21 protein-coding genes are annotated in these 23938 nt (G+C 41.4%); all 21 read right to left on the minus strand.

Annotated elements, in window-relative coordinates:
* Positions 1–80 precede the first annotated feature (80 nt).
* The gene (locus B3R79_RS02400; protein ID WP_293693525.1) at positions 81–1862 is read right to left on the minus strand and encodes an acyltransferase family protein; all 1782 of its coding nucleotides are present in this window, start codon (positions 1860–1862) and stop codon (positions 81–83) included.
* Positions 1859–2239, minus strand: a complete 381-nt coding sequence (locus tag B3R79_RS02405) for a hypothetical protein (protein WP_293693527.1) — start codon at positions 2237–2239, stop codon at positions 1859–1861. The genes B3R79_RS02400 and B3R79_RS02405 overlap by 4 nt, the downstream gene beginning before the upstream one ends.
* A 252-nt stretch (positions 2240–2491) precedes the next feature.
* Positions 2492–3490: a Holliday junction branch migration DNA helicase RuvB gene (gene ruvB, locus B3R79_RS02410; RefSeq protein ID WP_293693529.1), complete on the minus strand. Its 999-nt coding sequence runs from the start codon at positions 3488–3490 to the stop codon at positions 2492–2494.
* A 206-nt stretch (positions 3491–3696) separates the two neighbouring features.
* Complete coding sequence (locus B3R79_RS02415) at positions 3697–4608, minus strand: helix-turn-helix domain-containing protein (protein WP_204984845.1); 912 nt, start codon at positions 4606–4608, stop codon at positions 3697–3699.
* Positions 4609–4751: 143 nt separating this feature from the next.
* Positions 4752–6050 (minus strand): adenylosuccinate lyase, encoded by a 1299-nt coding sequence (gene purB, locus B3R79_RS02420; RefSeq protein ID WP_154454879.1) that lies wholly within the window; start codon positions 6048–6050, stop codon positions 4752–4754.
* A gap of 89 nt (positions 6051–6139) precedes the next feature.
* Complete coding sequence (locus B3R79_RS02425) at positions 6140–6364, minus strand: phosphoribosylaminoimidazole carboxylase (RefSeq protein WP_154454878.1); 225 nt, start codon at positions 6362–6364, stop codon at positions 6140–6142.
* A gap of 19 nt (positions 6365–6383) precedes the next feature.
* The gene (gene purK, locus B3R79_RS02430; protein WP_168261040.1) at positions 6384–7481 is read right to left on the minus strand and encodes a 5-(carboxyamino)imidazole ribonucleotide synthase; all 1098 of its coding nucleotides are present in this window, start codon (positions 7479–7481) and stop codon (positions 6384–6386) included.
* Positions 7468–7956 carry a 5-(carboxyamino)imidazole ribonucleotide mutase gene (purE, locus tag B3R79_RS02435; protein WP_154454876.1) on the minus strand — a complete coding sequence of 163 codons (489 nt, stop codon included), beginning with the start codon at positions 7954–7956 and terminating at the stop codon, positions 7468–7470. Before purE ends, purK begins: the two co-directional genes overlap by 14 nt.
* Positions 7953–8426 carry a DUF523 domain-containing protein gene (locus tag B3R79_RS02440; RefSeq protein WP_167510362.1) on the minus strand — a complete coding sequence of 158 codons (474 nt, stop codon included), beginning with the start codon at positions 8424–8426 and terminating at the stop codon, positions 7953–7955. Before B3R79_RS02440 ends, purE begins: the two co-directional genes overlap by 4 nt.
* Positions 8395–9657 (minus strand): phosphoribosylamine--glycine ligase, encoded by a 1263-nt coding sequence (gene purD, locus B3R79_RS02445; RefSeq protein ID WP_204984836.1) that lies wholly within the window; start codon positions 9655–9657, stop codon positions 8395–8397. The genes B3R79_RS02440 and purD overlap by 32 nt, the downstream gene beginning before the upstream one ends.
* A gap of 376 nt (positions 9658–10033) precedes the next feature.
* The gene (gene purH, locus B3R79_RS02450; RefSeq protein ID WP_204984834.1) at positions 10034–11581 is read right to left on the minus strand and encodes a bifunctional phosphoribosylaminoimidazolecarboxamide formyltransferase/IMP cyclohydrolase; all 1548 of its coding nucleotides are present in this window, start codon (positions 11579–11581) and stop codon (positions 10034–10036) included.
* A 34-nt stretch (positions 11582–11615) separates the two neighbouring features.
* Positions 11616–12167, minus strand: a complete 552-nt coding sequence (gene purN, locus B3R79_RS02455; RefSeq protein ID WP_204984832.1) for a phosphoribosylglycinamide formyltransferase — start codon at positions 12165–12167, stop codon at positions 11616–11618.
* Positions 12167–13186, minus strand: a complete 1020-nt coding sequence (gene purM / locus B3R79_RS02460; RefSeq protein ID WP_154454871.1) for a phosphoribosylformylglycinamidine cyclo-ligase — start codon at positions 13184–13186, stop codon at positions 12167–12169. Before purM ends, purN begins: the two co-directional genes overlap by 1 nt.
* A gap of 60 nt (positions 13187–13246) precedes the next feature.
* Entirely contained in the window at positions 13247–14695 is a 1449-nt protein-coding gene (gene purF, locus B3R79_RS02465; protein ID WP_154454870.1) for an amidophosphoribosyltransferase, read from the minus strand.
* 106 nt (positions 14696–14801) lie between these two features.
* Positions 14802–18527, minus strand: a complete 3726-nt coding sequence (locus B3R79_RS02470) for a phosphoribosylformylglycinamidine synthase (RefSeq protein ID WP_293693535.1) — start codon at positions 18525–18527, stop codon at positions 14802–14804.
* Positions 18528–18587: 60 nt separating this feature from the next.
* Positions 18588–19298 (minus strand): phosphoribosylaminoimidazolesuccinocarboxamide synthase, encoded by a 711-nt coding sequence (gene purC / locus B3R79_RS02475; protein ID WP_293693537.1) that lies wholly within the window; start codon positions 19296–19298, stop codon positions 18588–18590.
* A gap of 124 nt (positions 19299–19422) precedes the next feature.
* A complete protein-coding gene (locus B3R79_RS02480) occupies positions 19423–19653 on the minus strand; it encodes a phosphopantetheine-binding protein (RefSeq protein WP_293693539.1) in 231 nt (76 codons plus the stop codon).
* A 17-nt stretch (positions 19654–19670) separates the two neighbouring features.
* Complete coding sequence (plsX, locus tag B3R79_RS02485; RefSeq protein ID WP_293693541.1) at positions 19671–20666, minus strand: phosphate acyltransferase PlsX; 996 nt, start codon at positions 20664–20666, stop codon at positions 19671–19673.
* Between the two features lie 141 nt (positions 20667–20807).
* Complete coding sequence (gene recO, locus B3R79_RS02490; RefSeq protein WP_293693543.1) at positions 20808–21563, minus strand: DNA repair protein RecO; 756 nt, start codon at positions 21561–21563, stop codon at positions 20808–20810.
* Positions 21553–22728 carry a pyridoxal phosphate-dependent aminotransferase gene (locus B3R79_RS02495; RefSeq protein WP_168261032.1) on the minus strand — a complete coding sequence of 392 codons (1176 nt, stop codon included), beginning with the start codon at positions 22726–22728 and terminating at the stop codon, positions 21553–21555. The genes recO and B3R79_RS02495 overlap by 11 nt, the downstream gene beginning before the upstream one ends.
* Before the next feature lie 120 nt (positions 22729–22848).
* Positions 22849–23817 (minus strand): ribose-phosphate diphosphokinase, encoded by a 969-nt coding sequence (locus B3R79_RS02500; RefSeq protein ID WP_154454863.1) that lies wholly within the window; start codon positions 23815–23817, stop codon positions 22849–22851.
* Between the last annotated feature and the right edge of the window lie 121 nt (positions 23818–23938).

Below are 23938 nucleotides of genomic sequence, written 5' to 3' on the forward strand. Positions count from 1 at the left end.
GATTTTTTTATGAGTCGGCTTTCCACTAAAAAAAGTCAATGATGCAACTGTTACTCAGTCGGATCGTTGACTTAAATACTTTATTCTTTGGCAGGGCCTTTAGCAGATTTATCGATAGCTTTTTGAATGGTTTTAACGTAAAGGTCTGCACCTGTTGAATCGCTGTCGCTGTAATGGACGCCGTCTGTTCCCTTCCAGATATCTGGGTGAGTTGAGGCAGCCTTATACCAATCCGCAATAGTCACATAAGGATAGGTATCTGGCAAGGTCAATTCGTAATCACGAACTTCTTTGACTTGCGTTTCATTATTAGCATTGTAAGGCGTAACGATAATCAAACGGTAGCCATTTGGCAAAGCGTCAATAAAACGTTGCAAATCTTCGCGATAATTATCTAAGGAATTAACACCGACAGCAAGAACCGTTGTTTTGGACAAGGTACCACTGTCAATAGCATTTTTGTAAATATCAAAAGCTTCGTTGAAATTACGACTAACAGCGGCATCAAGTTGAGCATCAGGCAACAAACTTGAAAAGGCGCTGCTTGAACGAAGGGCAACAGAGTCACCAATAATAGTCACATCACTGAGCGCAGCAGCATCACCAGCGATCAGGGTATGAGTCCTAGTCACATTACTTTGCTCTTGATTTAAGGAATTGACCAACAAGCTGGATTCAAAATTCCCCATGCTTGGGGCCATCAGAACCGTTACAAGGGTCACAAGGCCAAGTGCTGCCGTTCCTCCATAAATCCATTTCTTATAAGGCGTCAAATCAAACTCTACTCCCAATAAGCTTGGTGATTTTCCAGCAATAAAAGGCTCAAGGAGATAGTAAGACAAGGTTGACAAGACAATGGAGAAGAACACAGTCAACAGAACTGCCAAGAAATGAGGCATCAATTGGGTAAAGATCACATAAAATGGCCAGTGGAAGAGGTAAATCCCGTAACTAATATCTGATAAATAGTTAATCACCACGGGCTCTTTTGCATTTGGCAACTGGTCATTTAAAACACGCGCCCCGTAAATCATAACAACAGCAAACAAACTAGCTAGTAAGAAACCAAACCAATAAGTGATGCGATGGTTGAAATTCAAAGTCAATCCCAAAACCATTAGCAAGGCAAAGCTGGTTGCCATGGTGATGATACTGCGTTTTGTCGTCCACAAACGGACATTTTTCTTAAATCGGACAGTGGTTTCTCTGACCCCAGTCATCGTTGCTACCATTGCTCCTAGGAAGAATGGGAAACTATGCGATAGCGATGAAAAGTAGATGGTTGACACATTGTCCACGAAAAAGACTCGGATAAACATTGATAGGAAGCTTCCCAAAAAGAAAAGTCCCGAAATTCCAAAAATCATGCTACGGAATTGGGCTAAACTGTGTCGGCGACGTCCTAAGAACCAAATCAACCAACCCCAAATCAAGTAGAAATGCATCTCAATCGCCAAACTCCACGTTTGTAGGAAAAGGTGGGGAACAAATTGCGATTCGTAATTACCACCGGTCATGATTTCATAAAAATTGGTGGTAAATCCCAGTGCCGCTGCGATTTGTGTGCCTATATTGGCAACATAATCTCGGCGCACCAAGTAAGTAAATGGGATAACCATCAGAACCATCAATACCAAAGGAGGCACAATCCGATAGAATCGCCTCCTATAAAAACCAAGAAGGTCTATCTTTCTGTGCTTAGAATACTCATCAATTAACAAAGCAGTGATTAAGTAGCCTGAAAAGGTGAAGAAGACATCAACACCAACAAAGCCTCCTGGAAAGATTGTTTTATAGAAATGATAGAGCAAGACTAACAAAAGCCCTGTTACCCTAACCATTGAAAACCATTTTATTCTCATTTTTGAAAAATCCCCTGTTTAAAGGTTCCTGTATAGACTTTACCATTTTGGGCCTTCAAGGTTCCTTGTCCGTTTGGTTGACCATCTTTAAATTCGCCGCTATAACTCCATCCTGATTTAGCGGTATAGGCACCTTCGCCATCAAAAATACCATTGACAAAGTGCCCTTTATAAACATCCCCATTTTGATAAGTCAACTGTCCCTGACCATTCATGCGATGATTGACTACATAGCCTGTATAGGTTATTTTGCCATTATCGTAAACCAAGGTTGTCTTGGAACTTTTTGACACCGAAAAAACGGATAGGCCACAAATAACAAGAAATAGGACAACAATTATCTCTATACGGCCTCTACTTATATTTATTTTTTTCATGTTCACACAACTTCTAAAACTTTAAACGATTGTCTAAAAAAATTTCTTTTACTATTATAACAAAAAAATAGACGCTTAACGCATGATATCTCTTTTAAATGTTTCGTTTCTGGTTAAGCCAACCGAATTCTAACACTAAAAAAGGAAGAAACTTAACGAAGTAAGCTTCTTCCTAGGAGATTATGAAAAAGAAAAGTTTTAGGAATGTCTACAGTATAGAAAGATTAGCTTAAAATTAACTTAACATTAACTTTAATTTTCCTTAAACGGGTAACCTAGGTGTTCGTAAGCCTTGGCAGTCGCCACGCGCCCTGTCCGCGTTCGCATGATAAAACCTTTTTGAATCAAATAAGGCTCGTACATATCCTCCACCGTATCGCGTTCCTCAGCAATATTGACAGACAAGGTGCCCAGTCCCACTGGACCTCCATTATACAGTTCAATCATCGTCCGCAAGATTTTTTGGTCAATGTAAGCAAGCCCTTCAGCATCGACATCCAACATTGTCAAAGCCTTGTCGGTGATATCTTTTGTAATCACACCATCTCCCATGATTTGAGCGTAGTCCCTCACACGTTTTAACAGACGGTTAGCAATACGTGGTGTGCCACGGCTGCGTCTGGCTAATTCTTGTGCTGCTTCATAAACAATGCTCATCTCAAAAATATCTGCCGTCCGCTCAATGATTTCCGTCAAATCATCCACATCATAGTATTCCATGTGTCCTGTAATACCAAAGCGCGCTCGCAAAGGGTTTGATAGCATACCTGCTCGGGTGGTTGCACCAATTAAGGTAAACGGTGGCAATTCCAGATGCACACTACGGCTAGTTTCACCAGCACCAATCATGATGTCAATGTAAAAATCTTCCATAGCACTGTAAAGCACTTCTTCGACAGCCATAGGCATCCGATGAATTTCATCAATAAAAAGCACGTCACCTGGTTCTAAATCATTTAAGATGGCCACCAAATCTCCCGCCTTTTCAATAGCTGGCCCTGAGGTTTGTTTCAAATTCACGCCTAATTCGTTGGCGATGACAAAAGCCATGGTAGTCTTACCAAGACCTGGCGGTCCAAACAACAAAACGTGGTCCAAAGACTCATCTCGCAATTTTGCTGCTTCGATAAAAATGCGTAATTGATTTTTGACCTTATCTTGACCAATGTATTCTTGCAAATATTGGGGACGCAAGGTTCGCTCTACGAACTCCTCATCACCCATCACGTCATTATCTAAAATTCTACTCATATCATTATTATACCAAAACTAAAAAGGTCAGGGAATTTTTTGAATAAGAGCTTATAAACCCCACCAACCTGTTAGCAGAAAAAAGAAAACCATTGATTTCATCTCTTTCCATCCTTTCCAAATGATTACATTTAGTTTACTGGATTTTTCAGAAAAACAACAGGACATATATGTCCTGTTCTGCAAAAAAAATCCCTAGAAAAAATCTAGGGATAGTTTTGGGTATCCTTTTGCCATTCCGTGACCAACTGCTCTTCTAGATGGGTATCTCCTATCAAACTGGCAAATGAAATGGCTTTGGTATAAGATTCTTGTGCAGTAGCCAAATCATTTTTGAAATGCAGCTGATATTTCCACTCTACCAAGCTTAAAATGGGGCGTTTTTGAAAATCGTGAATCGCCGTCATGATGTCACTACTTTTTGACATGATAGCCTCCACAAAAGTGTCCTTTTGAAAACGAAAAGCCAAGTCAACGTTATTTAGCAAAACATTATTCAAAATCAGTGCCGTTTCAGGGTCAGCAATGTCTTGGTCCAACAAGCGTTCCATCAAAGTCTTATACAAATCCAAACTGTAAATGCCTTCTAAAACGGGAGCTGAGGCCAAACAAGCCAAGTACAAATCAATCACAATCAGGTCATTTAAGGAAAAAACCTGCTTTTTTAGAACTTGGTCAAAATACTCGTGCAAAATGCCCTCTCCAAAATTAACATCATCGCTGAAGTGCACATCTATCTTAGACTGCAAGCAATCCATCATCAAGCGTTCTTCTTCTGGAATGACTTCGTAATACTGCTCCGCAATTTCATCAAAATAATGGCTCTTTTTTTGCAGGCGTTCTTGGTCCCCATAAGTCGGTGTTCTCAGCAGCAAATACTTTAATTCCTTGTATCTAGCTGGAAGTTCAAAGGTCTTGCCATCGGTTAGCTCACCAATGCTCACTCCCAAAATCTGCGCGATATAGGTTACCTTGTTTAGTGTTGGAATGGACTGCCCTGTTTCAACCCGATACAACTGCCGAATAGACAATTCCGTTTCATCGCCACAAAAAGCCTCACGTGAAATCCCACGCTCTTCTCTTAACTGGCGCACCTTTTCCCCAAATGCTTTCATAATCAATCTCTTTAAATCCCCTAAAACTAACGATCTCTCCGATAGAAAAAGAAAGACAGGATAATACTCTCCCAACTAGTTATCCTGCCTTCTTAGAAAAATAGTGTTCGATAATGGTTGTATTTAAATCATCAAGTTGATAAATCTTAGTCCCCTAAACCAATACGTTCAAAGATTTCATCAACACGTTTTGTGTAATAAGCTGGGTTAAACAACTCATCGATTTCATCTTGTGTCAAACGTGATGTCACTTCTTCATCAGCTTCAAGAAGTGGTTTGAAATCGACTTGGTTATCCCAAGAATAAGCTGTCTTAGGTTGAACAAGGTCATAAGCTTGCTCACGCGTCATGCCTTTTTCGATCAGTTTAAGCATCACACGTTGGCTGAAGATAAGACCAAATGTAGAACCCATGTTGCGAAGCATATTTTCTGGGAAAACGGTCAAGTTTTTCACGATATTGCCAAAACGGTTTAGCATGTAATCAATCAAAATCGTTGTATCTGGTGTGATGATACGTTCTGCTGATGAGTGTGAGATATCACGTTCATGCCAAAGAGCAACGTTTTCGTAAGCTGTTACCATGTGTCCACGAATCACACGCGCAAGACCAGTCATGTTTTCTGAACCGATTGGGTTGCGTTTGTGTGGCATTGCTGAGCTACCTTTTTGGCCTTTAGCAAAGTATTCTTCAACTTCACGTTGTTCAGATTTTTGCAAACCACGGATTTCAGTTGCCATGCGTTCAATTGATGTTGCGATGCTAGCAAGAACAGCAAAGTATTCAGCGTGAAGGTCACGTGGAAGAACTTGTGTTGAGATCTCTTGAGCACGGATGCCTAATTTATCGCACACATAAGCTTCAACAAATGGTGGGATGTTAGCAAAGTTACCAACGGCACCTGAAATTTTACCAGCTTCGACACCTGCGGCAGCATGTTCGAAACGTTCGATGTTACGTTTCATTTCACTGTACCAAGTTGCTAATTTCAAACCAAAAGTAGTTGGCTCAGCATGGACACCGTGAGTACGTCCCATCATGATAGTAAACTTGTGTTCTTTTGCTTTGTTGGCAATGATTTCAAGGAAATTGTTCAAATCTTTGCGAATAATGTCGTTGGCTTGTTTGTAAAGGTAACCGTAAGCTGTATCAACGACGTCAGTTGATGTCAAACCGTAGTGAACCCATTTGCGTTCTTCGCCAAGTGTTTCAGAAACGGCACGCGTGAAAGCCACCACATCGTGACGTGTTTCTTGTTCAATTTCAAGAATACGGTCAATGTCAAAGTCCGCATTTTCACGGATTTTAGCCACATCTTCTTTAGGAATTTCACCTAATTCTGCCCATGCTTCATCGGCTAAGATTTCCACTTCAAGCCAAGCACGGTATTTATTTTCTTCACTCCAAATTGCCGCCATTTCAGGGCGTGAATAACGATCGATCATGTTTAAGATATTAAGGGCGTTAAGCGAATACGATTAACACCCTAACTCCTTTCCTTTTTTTAGTTATATCAATAAAACAACTAACACAATTAATTAAAATCTTCCTTACCAATTTCAACAGATGGATAGTGAGGTAAAGTTGTTAAATCTGTATCGAGTGGTAAATCATAAACAGCAAGATAATCATTGGGGTACTTATTTGTCAGTTCTGCCATTTTTTCAGAAATACGAGACTTATCAGAAGAAGCAAAAACGACTTCAACGATAGCTTTCTTAGTATTATCAATATAAGCATGAACAATGATTTTCAGCATATTTCCTCCGATTAACACTTTAAAAATCCATTCCTTCCCCCATTTCCGCAATGGTATCTGGTTCATCACTAAACAAAGTAATGTGTCCCATTTTACGGTTATGTTTTGCCTCTAGTTTACCATAAAGGTGGAGGTGCGCGCTAGGGTTTTCTTGCATATAAGCCTGCGCTTTTTCCATGTGTTGTCCGAGGACATTTAGCATAACGGCAGGTTGGTGCAGGTGAATATCAGGCAGAGGCAAGCCAAGAATGCCCAAAATATGCGTATCAAATTGTGAGAAATCACAAGCTTCGATAGAATAGTGTCCTGAATTGTGTGGGCGTGGCGCAATTTCATTGACGATAATATCATCAGCTGTCGCAAACATTTCCACACAAAGCGTACCAGCTAGGTCTAGCTTTTTCGCAATTTGAACGGCCATGGTTTGTGCTTTTTTGGCTAATTCGTCTGAAATACGGGCTGGGACGATGGTTTTTGAAAGAATGTTATTGCGGTGAATGTTTTCTTGAACTGGGAATACTGTGATATCTTGACCATTTCCTGAAACAATGACTGAAATTTCAAGGTCAAAATCCACAAATTCTTCCAAAACACATTCACAAGAATTTGCCAGTTGGTTGGCTTTTTCTAAGTCAGCAGCAGAGGTGATGACCACTTGACCGTGCCCATCATAGCCGCCTGTTGCCGTTTTTAAAACGTGGGTCTTGCTAAAATCAAGGTTCTCAATATCAAGGCTTGATGTAACCACTTTATAAGGTGCCACTTGTACGCCAGCTTTTTTAGCCAAAAAGTTTTTCTCAAAAATACGGTTTTGCGAAATGCGTAACAAGTCTGTCCCTTGAGGCAATTGATGGTCTTTGACAACGGCATCCAAGCCATCTGCGTCAACATTTTCAAACTCATAGGTCAAGACATCGCAACGTTCTGCTAATTCGCGCAAGGCTTCCACATCATCATAATCCGCCACAATCATGTCACTCACGCGCGACGCTGGGCAATCTGCTGTTGGATCCAAAGTAACCACTTTGTGCCCCATATAAATAGCTGAGATAGCCATCATTTGCCCCAATTGACCTCCGCCAATAATCCCAATCATTTTTGCTTTAGTCGAGCTCATCTGTTGATTCCTCTGCTACCTTGCCTTGTTCTAAAGCAAAGTTTTCTAATTTTTCTGCTAATGTCGCATCTTCAATTGCCAAAATACGAAGAGCTGTCAAAGCCGCATTGGTTGCTCCTGCTTCACCAATTGCCATGGTTGCAACAGGCACGCCACCAGGCATTTGAACGATTGAATAAAGAGAGTCAAGTCCGCTAAGAGCTCGTGATTTGACTGGCACACCGATAACAGGAAGTGTCGTCTTAGCGGCAACCATACCAGGTAAATGCGCAGCTCCACCCGCACCAGCAATAATGACCTTGATGCCACGACCTTTGGCTTCTTCAGCGTGTTTGAACATCAAATCTGGCGTACGGTGAGCAGACACGACTTTCTTTTCATATGCCACACCAAATTGGTCAAGTACTTCTGCTGTTTTTTTCATGGTAGCCCAATCTGATTTGCTTCCCATGATTACTGAAATTAATGGTTTCATGATTTTCCTTCCAATTGATTGATATCTTCAACATCAAGAACGCGATAACCTAATGTTTTGAGTTTTTGAGCAAAACGCCCGCTACCAGCTATTTTTCGGCCTGAAAAACTACCGTCGTAAACTTGATTGACCCCACATGAAGGGCTACGTGATTGCAAAATGGCTAAATCAACTTTTTTGCCAGAAATAGCTGCCAAAGAACGCTCGATTCCTTTTTCAAAAAGAGCATCGTAACGTTGACCTGTCGCATCCACAACATGACCCGCGGCTAATTCGACTGGCGGTCTAGGCACAGGCAAGCCAGCGAGCACCTCAGGGCAAACGGCAATTACTTCTTTATCAGCCACATAATCCACAAGAGCTTGATTGTAATTGTGACCACCGTTGTATTTACAACGTTCACCCAAGAGGCAGGCGCTCACTAACACACATCGAGTTTTAGCGTCCAATGGCCTTACTTCCAATGTCATGTCGGTAGAAAAGACCGCTGGTATCTTGTTTTGATAATTGAGCGTAGATGGTGTCTTTTGCTGTTTTCACATCTTCTTTTGTTGTGACTAGCATATAGACACGGCCACCATTTGACAAAAGAGCTCCGTCTTTGGCAAATGCTGCACCTGCATAATAAGTGATAATATCGCCACTTGTTTTTTCAGGTAAGCGAACGCCTTTTTCATAAGCTAATGGGTAACCTTCTGAAGCAACAACCACGCCCAAGGTTACACCCTCATCTGTCCAAGTCAACTCTGCCTTTTTCCCATCTAAAATATCCGTGATATTTTGAGCAAAATCAGAGGTCAAACGTGGCAAGATAACCTGAGTTTCAGGGTCACCAAAACGAGAGTTAAACTCGATGACCTTTGGACCATCTGCTGTCAAAATCAAACCAGCGTACAGCACACCAAGGTAAGGACGACCTTCTGCAATCATGCCGTTAAGGACCGGTTTAACAATGGTTTCAACAGCCGTATCCACAACACTCTGAGGCAAATGAGGGACTGGTGCATAAGCTCCCATACCGCCTGTGTTTGGACCTTTGTCACCATCAAATGCACGTTTGTGGTCTTGAGCCGTTGGCATAATGTAAAAAGTATCCCCATTCACGAAAGCAAACAATGAAAATTCTTCGCCGTCAAGGAATTCTTCAATAACCACACGCGCACCAGAATCACCAAATTTATTGTCCAACAACATATCTTGAGCTGCTTCGATAGCTTGCTCAACTGTTTCTGCCACCACAACGCCTTTTCCAAGCGCTAAACCATCTGCTTTGACAACGATTGGAGCACCTTGTTCTTCGATGTAGCGTTTTGCTTCTTCAAAATCTGAAAACGTGCGATAAGCTGCTGTTGGAATCTTATATTTAGCCATAATTGATTTGGCAAAATCTTTAGACCACTCAAGCTCCGCTGCTGCTTTACTTGGACCAAAGGATTTCAGACCAGCTGCATTGAAATCATCCACAATCCCGGCTGCTAAAGCATCATCAGGTCCGATGAAAGTCCAATCAATGCCATTCTCCTTTGCAAATGCAATCAGTTCAGAATGTTCGGAAATGCCGATATTTACCAATTCAAGTCCGTCAAGCGTCATGCCATCATTTCCAGGAGCAACAAAAACCTGACTAACTTGAGGAGATTCTAACAATTTCTTAGCAATAGCGTGTTCACGCCCGCCTGATCCAACAACTAAAAGTTTCATAAGTTACTATACCTCAATACAAACCATTAACAGAGCCTAAGCTCCAGAATCAAAACTTTCGTCAAACACTACACGTTTTAACGAATTATACAAAAATATTATACCATATTTGTTCGGAAATTATAACGATTCATGTAACAACTTTATAACATTTTCCTTTTGGCAACCATTCAGACCACAACCAAAAATCCCAATCTGGGGGATTGGGATTTGCTTGGTCATGAAAAAAGTTTTTTTAGGAGTGTCTTTAGTATAGTTGGGGTGACTTAATGAAAACTAAAAAAAGCCTTTCAGAAAACTTAAAAACCTCAACCCTGAGGTTGAGGCTATTATTGTTACTATGTTATTTAAATAAAAGGGAGGTAGTTATATGATCTTAGTGACGGAAGTGACGGACACCTGTAAAGATCATAGTAAGTCCGTATTTATCAGCCATATCAATTGATTCTTGGTCACGAACAGAACCACCAGGTTGGATAATGGCTTTAACACCAGCGGCAGCAATTTCTTCCACGTTGTCTGCAAATGGGAAGAAAGCGTCACTAGCAAGTACCGCACCGTCAAAGCGGTCTTTAGCTTGGTCAAGAGCGATACGAACAGATGCCACACGGTTGGTTTGACCAGGACCAACACCAAGCGTCATGTGGTCATTTGTCACGATAATACCATTTGATTTGACATACTTGATCGCTTTCCAAGCAAATTCAAGGGCTGTTTGTTCTTGTTCGCTTGGTTGACGTTTTGTCACGACTTTCCAGTCAGCTGGATTTTCTTTGATAACGTCTTGGTTTTGCACCAAAAGGCCACCTACAACACCAGTGTATTCTTTTTCCACTTCGCTCGCTTCTTGCGCTTCAAATGGCAATTGAAGAATACGCAAGTTTTTCTTCTTCGTTGTCAAGATTTCAAGCGCTTCTTCTGAATAGCTTGGTGCGATGATAATTTCAAGAAAAATAGCGTGCATTTTCTTAGCTGTTGCTGCGTCCACTTCACGATTAAGCACGACAATACCACCAAAGATTGACACTGGGTCTGATTCGTAAGCATAATCCCAAGCTGTTTCAATGTCGTCTGCTTGCCCAATACCACATGGGTTCATGTGTTTAAGCGCCACAACAGTTGGACGGTCTTTGAAATCACGGATAATGCGGATAGCCGCATCAGCATCACGGATATTGTTAAATGACAATTCTTTACCGTTCAATTGTTTCGCTGACGCAATTGAATAAACCGTAGGCAAGGCATTTTGATAGAAATCAGCGTCTTGTTGAGGATTTTCCCCGTAACGCATTGGTTGTTTCAAGTCATAAGTCAAAGTGAGTTTTTCAGTTTTTTCTTCACCCACTTGTTTAGTAAAGTAATCCGCAATCAAAGCATCGTAAGCTGCTGTGTGACGGAAGACTTTAGCTGCCAAACGTTTACGTGTTTCCACACTTGTTTCACCAGTAGCTTTCAATTCATCTAACACAACAGCGTAGTCTGCTGGGTCAACAAGAACAGTCACGCTGGCATGGTTTTTCGCTGCTGAACGAAGCATTGACGGACCACCGATGTCAATGTTTTCAACGGCATCTGCGTAAGTCACGTCTGGTTTCAGAATCGTTTCTTTAAATGGGTAAAGGTTTACCACAACAAGGTCAATCAGCTCAATGTGATTTTTCTTAGCTGCTTCCAGGTGGCTGTCAAGGTCACGACGAGCCAAAAGACCACCGTGAATGTTTGGGTGAAGGGTCTTCACACGTCCATCCATCATTTCAGGAAAACCAGTCACATCATCAATTGCGATCGTGTCAACACCTGCTTTATCAAGTGCTACTTTTGTTCCCCCAGTTGAGATGATATCCCAACCTAATTGTTTCAATTCTTGGGCAAATTCTACAATACCCGCTTTATCAGAAACACTAATCAGTGCACGTTTTGTCATTTTTTCTCCTTTTAAAACGAATTTTCGCTTATCCTTATTTTCTCTCAACACCCAAACTCTCCAAAACTTCTGGATAGAGTTGGTATTCATGGTCATGAATGCGAGCTTCAAAACTGTCAATGGTATCATCAGCTAGACGTGGCACACGGACTTGCTTGATGATTTGTCCTGTGTCAACACCACTATCAACCCAGTGAATGGTCACACCTGACTGGCTGACACCAGCTTCCCAAGCATCCTCAATGCCATGAGCCCCTGGAAATTCAGGCAAATAAGCTGGATGAATGTTGATGATACGTCCCTCGTAAGCTTTTAGCAAAGTTGGGCCAACAATTTTCATGTAGCCTGCCAAGCACACCAAATCAATGTCATATTGCTCCAGCAAGGCAACAATAGCATCTTCGTAAGCAGCTTTATTGTCAAATTCCTTTAATTCAAAAGCATGGGCAGGCACACCAAGCTTTTCAGCACGCTCTAAAACATAAGCATCTCGGTGGTCTGAAAAGACAAAGGCAACGGGAAATTGCTCTGTAATAACTTGAAAATTTGACCCGTTACCACTCGCAAAAACGGCGATCTTTTTCATTATTTAATCACCACACTTGCATCTGCTTTTTTGACAATACGACCAAGTTCATAAACAGGTTCATCGAACAATTCTTTCACGCGCTCAACCTTGTCAGGACTAACTGCCAACATCAAACCAATCCCCATGTTGAAGATTTCAAACATTTCATCGTGTTTGAGCTCTCCGTATTTTTCAAGGGCTTTGAAGATAGGAAGAACGGGCACTTTATCCTCTTCAATTTCAGCAGCCAAGTCATCTGAGAACATACGTGGCACATTTTCGATGAAACCACCACCTGTGATGTGGGCAATACCGTTTACCAATTCTTCTTTGATAAGGGGTAGTACCGCTTTAACATAGATACGAGTTGGTTCAAGAAGCACTTCTTTCAACGGTTTGCCTTCAAGTTCTGGAAGCACTTCATCACCTGTATAATCAGCAAAGACACGACGCACAAGTGAGTAACCGTTTGAGTGGATACCGCTTGAAGCAAGTCCAAGAAGAACATCACCTTCAGATACTTTTGAACCGTCGATAATTTGTGATTTTTCCGCAACACCTACGGCAAAACCAGCCAAGTCATAGTCGTCTTCACCGTACATACCAGGCATTTCAGCGGTTTCACCACCAATAAGCGCTGCACCAGATTGCACACAACCTTCCGCAACACCCGCAACCACTTGTTCCAATTTAGCTGGTTCGTTTTTACCAGTCGCAATGTAATCTAGAAAGTAAAGTGGCTCTGCACCCGCTGCGATGATGTCGTTGACACACATGGCAACACAGTCTTGACCAATCGTATCGTGTTTGTCGTATTTGATGGCAAGCATGAGTTTTGTTCCCACACCGTCCGTTCCTGAAATCAAGACAGGTTCTTTCACACCAGTTTTAGACAGGTCAAACATCCCACCAAAACCACCAAGAGCGCCCATAACGCCCGCACGTTCTGTACGTGCAACGTGTTTTTTGATACGAGCAACAACTTCATAACCCGCTTCAACATCAACACCAGATTGAGCGTAAGCATTTTTTGTCATAAATAAATTCTCCTTTTTGGGAAATAGCTGAGCTATTATAAAACTAATTCTCTAAAAGCCTTATTTTTCCAAATAAAAGCTGGTTTTTTCCTCTAAACTCTTGAGGTAAGGTTCTTCATAATCGTACAGTGGTGTTGGGTATTTGCCGTCAAAGTAAGCAACACAAAGACCACCATTTGGAGCATCTGTGTCAATACCGATAGACTCAATCAAGCCATCAATCGACAAGTAAGTCAAACTGTCCGCACCAATAATCTCACAAACTTCTTCTTTCGTATGGTTAGCTGAAATCAACTCACGACGATTTTGAATGTCAATACCGTAGAAACATGGGTATTTCAATTCAGGGCTACCAATAGCCACGTGAACTTCTGTGGCACCAGCTTCACGCAAGAGATTCACGATACGACGAGAAGTGGTTCCACGCACGATAGAATCGTCAACCATCACCACGCGCTTGCCTTTAACAACCCCTGAAACCGCCGAAAGTTTCATACGAACCCCTTCTTCACGCAATTCCTGTGTCGGTTGGATAAAGGTACGTTGAGTGTATTGATTTTTGACCAATCCCATTTCATTTGGAAGGCCTGATTCTTCCGCAAATCCCATAGCTGCTGAAAGCGATGAATTAGGCACCCCAACTACGATATCTGCTTCGTGTTGGAATTCTTGTGCCAAACGTTTCCCCATATTCTTACGAGCAGTGTGGACATTGACACCGTAGATATCACTATCTGGACGTGCAAAATACACGTATTCCATTGAACAAATAGCTAATTGCGTATCTGTTGTGTAAGTGTCGTACTGGATACCGTTGTCATCGATAATCACGATTTCACCTGGCTTCACATCACGAACCCATTTGGCACCGATAACTTCAAAGGCACATGTTTCACTTGAAACTACCCAAGCTCCATTTTTCATTTGACCGATTGACAAAGGACGGAAACCATTTGGGTCAAGCGCTGCAATCAATTTATCTTCTGTCATCAAAAGGTAAGCAAAACCACCTTTTACAGTATTGAGGGCTTCTTTGACTTTTCCTATAAATTCAGGATTGTGACTACGGCGAATCAAGTGCATCAAGATTTCAGTATCTGATGAGGCGTTAAAGATAGCACCTTGGTCCTCCAACTCTTTTTTCAATGACAAAGCATTTGTCAAATTCCCATTGTGGCACAAACCAAATTGCTCGTCAGTGAAGTTGTAAAGAAACGGTTGGATATTATTGATAGAAGCTGAACCTGCTGTCGCGTAACGCACGTGACCAATAGCAGCGGTCCCTGTTAATTTTTCCAAATCAGCAGGATTTTTAAACACTTCTGAAAGAAGACCTGTATCACGGTGTTGAAGCAACTTACCGTTATCATTTGTGACGATACCAGCCCCTTCTTGACCGCGGTGTTGGAGGCTATGAAGGCCAAAGTAAGCAACATGAGCTGCTTGAGGGTGGCCCCAAATGCCAAAAACGCCACATTCTTCATTAAGAGATTTTACTTCATATGTCATTATTTTTTTACCTAGATTCTTGTTAATAAGAAATTTTCTTGATTAGTTGACAAGATAAGGCACCCTTGTACCTTATCTTGTCCTCTTGTTGTTTATTTAGCAAGGTCTAACCTTTTGTAAAATACTCAACGGCGCTACGGAATAAGTGTTGGTCCTTGTTTCCTGGAATATTTTGGAAAAGACCATCTTCGTAACGTTCTGAGTGTCCCATTTTACCAATGATTTGACCATTTTTACTTGTAATACCTTCAATAGCGTTGACAGAACCATTTGGATTGTATTTAGAATCCATGCTTGGTTGACCGTTGAAATCAGCGTATTGGCTAAAGATTTGACCGTTATCACGGAGTTCTTCAAATTCAGCAGCATTGACAACGAATTTCCCTTCACCGTGTGATACTGGAATAGCGTGGATATCTCCCACTTCAACACCAGCAAGCCATGGTGAATTTGTGTTGGCGATACGTGTTTCAACCATTTTCGCCATGTGTTGGTTAGCATCGTTGTAGAACAAGGTTGGACTTGTTTCTGTGGCATCTTCAAAGTTACCGTATGGAAGCAATCCTGATTTAACCAAGGCTTGGAATCCATTACAGATACCAATGATAAGCCCACCTTTTTCGATAAAACTGTCAATAGCCGCACGAACTTTTTGGTTCAACAAGATGTTCACGATGAATTTTGCAGAACCGTCTGGCTCGTCCGCTGCTGAGAAACCACCTGCAAAGAAGATGATGTTTGCTTTTGCGATATTGTCAACCATCGTGTCAACAGAAGCTTCAATAGCTGCTTCGTCAAGCGTTACAAACGGAACCAAGTTCACTTTGGCACCTGCTTGTTCAAAGGCCTTAGCCGAATCGTACTCTGAGTTTGTTCCTGGGAAAATAGGGATGTAAACCAATGGTTCAGCCACTTTTTCGCTGGCTTTGATAACGGCATCTGAAGCCACAGCTGGCACATCTTCGATAACTTGGCTTTGCTCAAATTCTGTTGGATAAACCTCTTCAAGCGTACCTTCAAAGGCTGCTAACAAGGTTTCTCCAGAAAGGGCAACGCCGTTGACTGTCAACGTAAAGTCAGCACTTGTCTTACCAATTTTCACAGCGTCAGCAATTTCTTCAGCAGATGTAAAGATAAAGCCACCGAGTTGAGCTGTCAAGCTTGTGTCAAGATCAGCTAATTCAACTGTCGCACCGATGTGATTTCCAAATGTAGCCAAAGCCAAGCTTTCCATCACACCACCGTATTTAACAGCAGATGCTGATGTGATATGGTGTGCTTTTTGAATCGCTTCAAACCTTGTAAAGTTTGACTTAATCAAATCAAAATCAATATCTTGTGAAATAGCTTGACCAGGAAGGTAATAAACGTACTCACCAGCTGCCTTAAATTCTGGCGAAAGCACTTTGCGACTATCTGCCGTTGTCACACCAAAGGCAACCAATGTTGGCGGTACTGTTAATTCTTCAAATGTCCCTGACATTGAGTCCTTACCACCAATTGATGGCAAGCTAAGTTGTAACTGTGCTTCGATAGAACCAAGAAGGGCTGAAACAGGTTGACCAAAGCGGTCAGCTTGTTTGTCCATACGTTGGAAGTATTCTTGGTAAGAGAAACGTGCTTTAGACCAGTTTGCACCTGTCGCCACCAAACGTGCTGTCGCTTCGATAACGGCATAGGCAGCACCGTGATACGGTGACCATTCTGCAATGTAAGGGTTGAAACCTTGTGCCATGACAGAAGCTGTTGTTGTCACACCATTTTGAACAGGTAATTTTTGAACAGAACTTTCTGTTGGTGTGATTTGATAACGACCACCGATTGGGTGGTTAACGGTTGAGCGACCAACTGAGCTATCAAAAATAGTTTGAAGCCCTTTTTGGCTGGCATGGTTAAGGTCTGAAAGAACTGTTACAGTATCAGCTTCCAAGGTTTCAGCTGAAGTTGTGCGTTGTTCTGGCACATCAACTTGGCTATCAACCACGTTAGCATCGACAACTACGCGCACACCGTTTGTATCAAGGAAACGGCGCTCGATATCTACAATCGTTTGCCCATTCCATGTCATAACAAGATTTGGTTTTTCAGTCACAGTTGCCACTACAACCGCATCGATATTTTCCTTATGACAAGCAGCAACAAAAGCATCGATGTCTTTTGGACGCACCACAACGGCCATACGTTCTTGCGATTCTGAAATGGCAATTTCTGTTCCGTTAAGCCCTTGGTATTTCAATGGCACTTTGTTCAAGTCAATTTCAAGACCATCAGCCAATTCACCAATCGCAACACAGACACCACCAGCACCAAAGTCATTTGATTTCTTGATAAGGCGTGTCACATCGCCATTACGGAAAAGACGTTGGATTTTACGTTCTTCAATGGCATTCCCTTTTTGAACTTCAGCACCAGCTGTTTCAACAGATTCAACGGTTTGAACCTTAGAAGAACCTGTCGCACCACCGACACCATCACGCCCTGTTTTACCACCAAGAAGGATAACCACGTCACCTGCTTCTGGTTTTTCACGCACCACATTTTCCTTAGGTGCTGCACCGACAACCGCACCAAGTTCCATGCGTTTGGCTACAAATCCAGGGTGGAAATATTCTTTAACATAAGTCGTTGCAAGGCCAATTTGGTTACCGTATGATGAATAACCATGAGCCGCTGTTTTTGAAATCACTTGTTGAGGCAATTTCCCAACGCGTGTGTCAGCAATTGACATGGTAATATCACCAGCACCTGAGATACGCATGGCTTGGTAAACATAAGAACGCCCTGACAATGGATCACGGATAGCCCCACCGATACAAGTCGCAGCGCCACCAAACGGTTCAATTTCAGTTGGGTGGTTATGAGTTTCATTTTTGAACATCAACAACCATGGTTCTTTGACACCATCAACGTCCACTTCAATCTCGACAGAGCAAGCGTTGATTTCGTCAGATACTTCCATGTCGTCCAAACGGCCATTGGCACGCTCATAGCGTCCAAAAATAGTCGCCATGTCCATAAGCGTTTGTGGTTTTTCAGAACGCCCCAATTCATCGCGCATCGCAAGGTATTTATCATAAGTTGCTTGCAATTGCTCTTGGAATTTAGAAGCTGAAAAATCAAGGTGTTTTAGTTCGGTTTCAAAAGTAGTGTGACGGCAGTGGTCTGACCAATAAGTATCCAAAACTTTCAATTCTGTTTCAGTTGGCACACGTCCAATTGATTTGAAGTAATCTTGGATAAAGACAAGGTCATCCACTTCCATTGCCAAGCCTTGCTCTGCCTTATATTTGGCAAAATCAGCTGCTGTATAAGTCTTGAAAAAGTCAAGGTTCGGAATAGTTTTATCAGATTCTGAGAATGCTTGTGGAGCAATTCCTGTCGTGATATCTTTGAAGCGAGAATCTACTGGATTCAACAAATAATGCTTAACAGCTTCCAATTCAGACACTTCGATATCTTTATTTACCAAGTAAAGTTGAGCGGTATTAACCGTTACATCGTTGCCACTACCCAATAAAAGCAAGGCTTCTTGAGATGACGCCGCACGTTGGTCAAATTGGCCTGGAAGTGATTCAATCGCAAAGAAAGCATAGTCTGACAAGGCCGCAACCACATCACTTTCTGCCAAAATATTATCCGTTACTGGTTCAGAAAAAATATGCTTTTCTGCACGCGCAAAAAGCGCTTCGTCTAGCTGAAAAACATCATACACTTGAATGATGCGTAAATCAGTCAAACTGTTTAACTGAAGATTGTGCTTAAGCTCTTTGATAAGTGCTTGCGCTTTAACGTTAAAATGTGATTTTTTCTCAACAAAAATGCGTTTATCCATTCCCTATCCTTTTAAGAATTTTCTTTCTAGTAGCTTACCAGTACACCGTACCGAGCTTTTTTATCCAAGTCCTTGCAATTTTTCAAGAACCACTTCGTAAACATCTGTTAGGTTACCCAAGTCACGACGGAAAACATCTTTATCCATATGGTGACCTTCCGCATCCCAAAGACGGCAGTTATCAGGTGAAAATTCGTCCGCAAGGATGATATGACCATCCTTATCCTTACCAAATTCCAATTTAAAATCAATCAATTGAAGTCCAATTTGGTTGAACCAATCTTTCAACAATTCGTTGATACGACGTGTTTCAGCCTTGATGTAAGCAATACCCTCATCACTTGCAATACCAAGGAATTTCACGTGTTCATCGTTGATGAATGGGTCGTCCAAGTCATCGTTTTTATAGTAAAATTCAACAATCGGTGTTTCTAGCTGAATGCCTTCTTCCACACCAAATCGTTTTGAAAATGATCCTGCAGTCACATTACGCAAAACAACTTCAAGCGGAATAATATCAACTTTTTTGTTCAATTGTTCGTTTTCTGACAATTGTTTAACAAAGTGGGTTGCAATACCTGCTTTATTTAATTTCGTGAAAATTAAAGACGAAATCTGGTTGTTAAGCACCCCTTTCCCTTTGATGGTTTCCTTACGAGCACCATTAAGCATGGTTGCTTGATCTTTATAAACTGAAATAATCACATCTTCATCATCTGAAGTTGTGTAGATATCTTTGGCTTTTCCCGTATAAATCAGTTTTCTTGACATTTATTTGTTCGCCTTTCACCTTTATTCAAATAGATTTTAACATACGATGTCATTTTTTTCAACATTTAACAGACTTTTTGAGAATTCAAAAACAAAAACGTTCACCTTACGCGAACGTTTCTTTCTAATTTATCCGATTATTTAAATAATCTGCCAATTCACCAAGAGAGGCCAAATCTTCCACATCTTCATCGGGAATACTGAGTTGAAAAGCTTCTTCCAAATCAATAATAAGTTCCACTAACTCGATAGAATCAAGCCCCAGGTCTTTTTGAATATCCATTGAAGTGGTTAAGGTTAGGTCTGGATTTTTCACTTGTCCTCGAACCACTTCTGCCATTTTATTAAAAATCATTTCTCTTGTCATATGCTTTAATCCTCAACAGTAAAAGCATCGACCAGCTGCTCAACAACTTTTGTTTCTAGCATGGTGTGTACTTGTTTGATGGTGTAGAAAACAGCTTGGGCATCACTTGAACCGTGGCATTTAACCACAGGAGCTTTCAAACCAAAGAGAACCGCACCGCCTGCACGCGTATAATCCATCGTATCTTTCAATTGGTACAAGCTATTTTTCAATAAAAGGGCACCTAATTTTGCTCTGAAACCACCTGATTGAATAGATGATTTCAAGCTACCCATGATGTTAAGAGCTGTTCCTTCCATGGTTTTAAGCACAGCGTTTCCCGTGAAACCATCGGTCACCACAACGTCAGCTACGCCATTCATCAAATCACGCGCTTCCACATTGCCAACAAAATGCAAGCTTTTATCTTCTTCTAACAAGGCATAAGTGTCCTTATGAAGTGGGTCACCCTTAGTCGCTTCCGTACCGTTATTGAGCAAGCCTACACGCGGATTGGCAATGCCACGCACATTTTTAGCATAAAAAGAACCAAGCGTTGCATACTGATGCAAATGTTTTGGCGTATTCTCCGCATTTGCTCCCAAATCCAACATATCATAGCCCTTGCCATCAGTCGTTGGTAGCGTAGACATCAAACCTGGACGATCAACGCCTTTAATGCGACCAATCACAAACAAACCAGCCGCTAAAAGCGCCCCTGTATTTCCCGCAGAAATCACGGCATCTGCTTTCGTGTCTTTAACTGCCTGAGCAGCTAGTACCATGCTCGCTTTTTTCTTACGGCGAATGGCTTTGACAGGCTCATCATCTGAATTAATCTTTTCTTCCGTATGCACGATTGTCACACGTTCAGTTGCTTTCAAATATTGTTTTATCTTGCTTTCATCACCATAAAGTTGCACTTCAATATCTGAAAATTCAGCGAGAGCTTGATTCACTCCTTCGACAATAGCTTCAGGGGCGTTATCACCACCCATAGCATCAATTGCAATTGTTTTCATAGTCATTTCCTCACAAAATATAATCACCCCATTATAACACGATTTAGCATTTTTTTCAGTTTTATAAAAACAACAAGGGATTTTCAGAAAAAAATAAAAAACTGTCGGCAATCCTTGAAAACAAGGTACCACCAACAACTTTTAGGTCATAATATCTCCCCACGTTCCCAAATCATCGATAAATTGCTTACTTTTCAAATGTAAACCCACATAAGTCTGATACAGGTCATCAATGAACAAACGCAATTTTTGCTTCATCTCAAGTTTAATGGAAATGGTTCTTAAATCATCAAAATGAATAGCTTGAAAACGGTCCACCAAATAAAGCATATTGGGGTCGAGGTGGCTACGATGATTATCTTTGTGGTAATGCTCTGGGCAAAGCAAGCCCGAATACCGATGCGAAAAATCAAAAGGCAAACCCACACGATGACAAAAAATACATTCATGAAAATTAAGGCGTACACCAAATCGCTCTAAAATCTGAATTTCAAAGATATTGGTCAAAATAGCGTAATCAAGACCTTCTTCCATTAAAGAAAGAGTCTTTTGTAAAAAGGCAAATAAAGGAGCATCTGCCACATGGTCGCTCAAAGCCGCATCTGCCAAAGCTGTGACATAGGACGCATAAGACAGTTTAAACAAATCTGCGTTGATGGCCTTAAAGGTTTCCACTTCCTTATAATCCTCGATGAAAGACAAGCCCTCATCATTCAATTTTAAAATGAATTTTGCAATGGTCAAAGGCTGGAGAACCGCTGCTAACTTAGACTTGCTAGCATGTCTGACAAAAAACATATACTTGCCATCCGTTTCGGTAAAGAGTTTGACCAGCTTGTCATCCTCACGATAATTGCGGTTGTAGAGAACAAGCCCATAAGTTTCCTTAGTTTGCATGTTCTTCCATAAATTCTTTCAAGCGCTCCATCGCAGTTGTGATGGTTTCCATGCTAGCAGCATAAGACAAACGAAGGTAACCTTCACCGTATTTTCCAAAAGCAACCCCTGGGATAAAGGCAACAGCTTTTTCACGAGCAAAATCCTGACAAAATTTAAACGAATCTTGCTCATAACCCTCTGGAATCTTAGCAAAAATGTAGAATGCCCCATCAGGTTTGATAATCTTAAAGCCAAGTGCAGACATCTTGTCTATAATGTAATCACGACGTTTCACGTACTCAGCTTTCATTGGTAGCGCATCGTCCTTGCCGGCAGAAAGAGCTTCAATAGCTGCAAATTGTGCCATCGTTGTCGCAGCTGTCACCAAATATTGGTGACTCTTAATCAATTGTGCCGTAAAAACAGCAGGTGCAAAAATCAAACCAATTCGCCAACCTGTCATGGCGTGCGATTTTGACAAGCCATTGATTAAAATGGTTTGTTCTGGCAAATATTCTGCAATTGAAACGTGTGGCTCATCCGTGTAGGTCAATTCTGAGTACACCTCATCTGAAATAACAAAAACATCGTATTTTCTAAGAACATCCGCCAAAGCCTTAATTTGCTCACGCGAATACGTCACACCAGTTGGATTGGTTGGATAATTAAGCAAAACAGCCTTGAGCGAATCTCCTTGCTCTAAAATAGCTTGTTCCAATACCTCTGGCGTCAACACAAAGTCATTCCCTGTTGTATCAATCTCCACAATATCAGCCCCAACAAGATTGACAATTGGTTCGTATCCAGGATAAGCTGGTGCTGGCAAAAGAACCGTATCCCCAGGCTCTAAAATAGCAGTCAAAGTCGCAGACAAGGCTTCCGTTGCCCCGATAGTCACCAAGATTTCATTATCTGGATTATAGGTCAAATGGTACTTGTCTTTAACAAAATCAGCCGCAGCTTGACGCAGAGCCACCAAACCAGCCATTCCCGTATAATGGGATTGGTTGGCATCAATAGCCGCCTTAGCAGCCTCTTTAACATGCTCAGGCGTTGTAAAATCTGGTTCCCCCAGAGTCAACTTCATAATCCCTGGCACATCCGAAATGGATTGGTCAAACTGACGAATCAAAGATACTTCGATTTTATCTAAATACTTATTAAAACGATTAGTCAAGCCCATAACAATCTCCCTTTATGTTTAATTATATCTATTATACATAAAATTCTAATAAAAGCCAGAACCTTTCAGACTAGACCAACATAAAAAGAGAGAACCAAAGTGTTCTCTCTACATTTCGACTTATTTTGCCGTGTCCATTCCAAATAAAGGCGATAACGGACGTTTTTCATGAATACGAGTAATAGCTTCACCAATTAGTTCAGCAATTGAAATTTGCTCAATCTTATCAATTAAACGTTCTTCTGGGAGGTAAATCGTGTCTAAAACAACGAGTTTTTCAATCGCTGATTTTTCGATATTTTCAAGTGCAGGACCAGATAAGACAGGGTGAGTACATGACGCATACACAGCAGTCGCACCCGCTTCAGCAAGTGCATCAGCCGCATGACAAATGGTACCCGCAGTATCAATCATGTCATCAATCAAGATACATTTCTTACCTTTAACGTTACCAATGATATTCATCACTTCACTTGTGTTCATTTTAGTGACACTACGACGTTTATCAATAATAGCAATCGGTGTTTGGAGGAATTGTGCCAACTTACGAGCTCGTGTCACACCACCATGGTCAGGACTAACAACAACGACATCTTCACCAACTAAACCATGACGGTCAAAGTAATCCGCAATAAGAGGTGCACCCATCAAGTGATCCACTGGAATATCAAAGAAACCTTGGATCTGAGCAGCGTGCAAATCAACCGTCAACAAACGATCAACTCCTGCTACTTCAAGCATATCTGCAACCAATTTAGACGTAATTGGTTCACGTGATCTTGCTTTGCGGTCTTGACGTGCGTAGCCATAATAAGGCATGACAACACTGATGGTTTCAGCACTAGCTCGTTTCAATGCGTCAACCATAATCAAGATTTCCATCAAATTGTCATTAACAGGTGAACTTGTTGATTGTAAAATAAAGACATGACGCCCACGAATTGACTCTTCGATATTAACTTGAATCTCACCATCAGAGAACTGACGAACTGATGATTTTCCAAGCTCAATTCCCATAGCCGAAGCCACTTTTTCTGCCAATTCCTTGTTTGACGATAATGCAAACAGTTTTAAATCAGAATAAGACATGATTTCCTCCAAAGTTTTTATCCTCTAATATTTTACCGTTTTTCTATCTATTTTTCAACAAATAAAAGAAAGGATTACCTTGCCTTTAAAAAGGAAGCAGCAAAAACATACTAAGATTAGT

Origin of the sequence: Streptococcus sp. UBA3373 (assembly GCF_002360305.1) — a bacterium.
In the GTDB taxonomy this organism is placed as follows: Bacteria; Bacillota; Bacilli; order Lactobacillales; family Streptococcaceae; genus Streptococcus; species Streptococcus alactolyticus.

Excerpts from the sequence above, each read along its gene's own strand:
- B3R79_RS02400 (WP_293693525.1), bottom strand. The coding sequence starts at position 1,862 with ATGAGAATAAAATGGTTTTCAATGGTTAGGGTAACAGGGCTTTTGTTA.
- B3R79_RS02405 (WP_293693527.1), bottom strand. The coding sequence starts at position 2,239 with ATGAAAAAAATAAATATAAGTAGAGGCCGTATAGAGATAATTGTTGTC.
- ruvB (WP_293693529.1), bottom strand. The coding sequence starts at position 3,490 with ATGAGTAGAATTTTAGATAATGACGTGATGGGTGATGAGGAGTTCGTA.
- purB (WP_154454879.1), bottom strand. The coding sequence starts at position 6,050 with ATGATCGATCGTTATTCACGCCCTGAAATGGCGGCAATTTGGAGTGAA.
- B3R79_RS02425 (WP_154454878.1), bottom strand. The coding sequence starts at position 6,364 with ATGCTGAAAATCATTGTTCATGCTTATATTGATAATACTAAGAAAGCT.
- purK (WP_168261040.1), bottom strand. The coding sequence starts at position 7,481 with ATGAGCTCGACTAAAGCAAAAATGATTGGGATTATTGGCGGAGGTCAA.
- purE (WP_154454876.1), bottom strand. The coding sequence starts at position 7,956 with ATGAAACCATTAATTTCAGTAATCATGGGAAGCAAATCAGATTGGGCT.
- B3R79_RS02440 (WP_167510362.1), bottom strand. The coding sequence starts at position 8,426 with ATGACATTGGAAGTAAGGCCATTGGACGCTAAAACTCGATGTGTGTTA.
- purD (WP_204984836.1), bottom strand. The coding sequence starts at position 9,657 with ATGAAACTTTTAGTTGTTGGATCAGGCGGGCGTGAACACGCTATTGCT.
- purH (WP_204984834.1), bottom strand. The coding sequence starts at position 11,581 with ATGACAAAACGTGCACTGATTAGTGTTTCTGATAAAGCGGGTATTGTA.
- purN (WP_204984832.1), bottom strand. The coding sequence starts at position 12,167 with ATGAAAAAGATCGCCGTTTTTGCGAGTGGTAACGGGTCAAATTTTCAA.
- purM (WP_154454871.1), bottom strand. The coding sequence starts at position 13,186 with ATGACAAAAAATGCTTACGCTCAATCTGGTGTTGATGTTGAAGCGGGT.
- purF (WP_154454870.1), bottom strand. The coding sequence starts at position 14,695 with ATGACATATGAAGTAAAATCTCTTAATGAAGAATGTGGCGTTTTTGGC.
- B3R79_RS02470 (WP_293693535.1), bottom strand. The coding sequence starts at position 18,527 with ATGGATAAACGCATTTTTGTTGAGAAAAAATCACATTTTAACGTTAAA.
- purC (WP_293693537.1), bottom strand. The coding sequence starts at position 19,298 with ATGTCAAGAAAACTGATTTATACGGGAAAAGCCAAAGATATCTACACA.
- B3R79_RS02480 (WP_293693539.1), bottom strand. The coding sequence starts at position 19,653 with ATGATTTTTAATAAAATGGCAGAAGTGGTTCGAGGACAAGTGAAAAAT.
- plsX (WP_293693541.1), bottom strand. The coding sequence starts at position 20,666 with ATGAAAACAATTGCAATTGATGCTATGGGTGGTGATAACGCCCCTGAA.
- recO (WP_293693543.1), bottom strand. The coding sequence starts at position 21,563 with ATGCAAACTAAGGAAACTTATGGGCTTGTTCTCTACAACCGCAATTAT.
- B3R79_RS02495 (WP_168261032.1), bottom strand. The coding sequence starts at position 22,728 with ATGGGCTTGACTAATCGTTTTAATAAGTATTTAGATAAAATCGAAGTA.
- B3R79_RS02500 (WP_154454863.1), bottom strand. The coding sequence starts at position 23,817 with ATGTCTTATTCTGATTTAAAACTGTTTGCATTATCGTCAAACAAGGAA.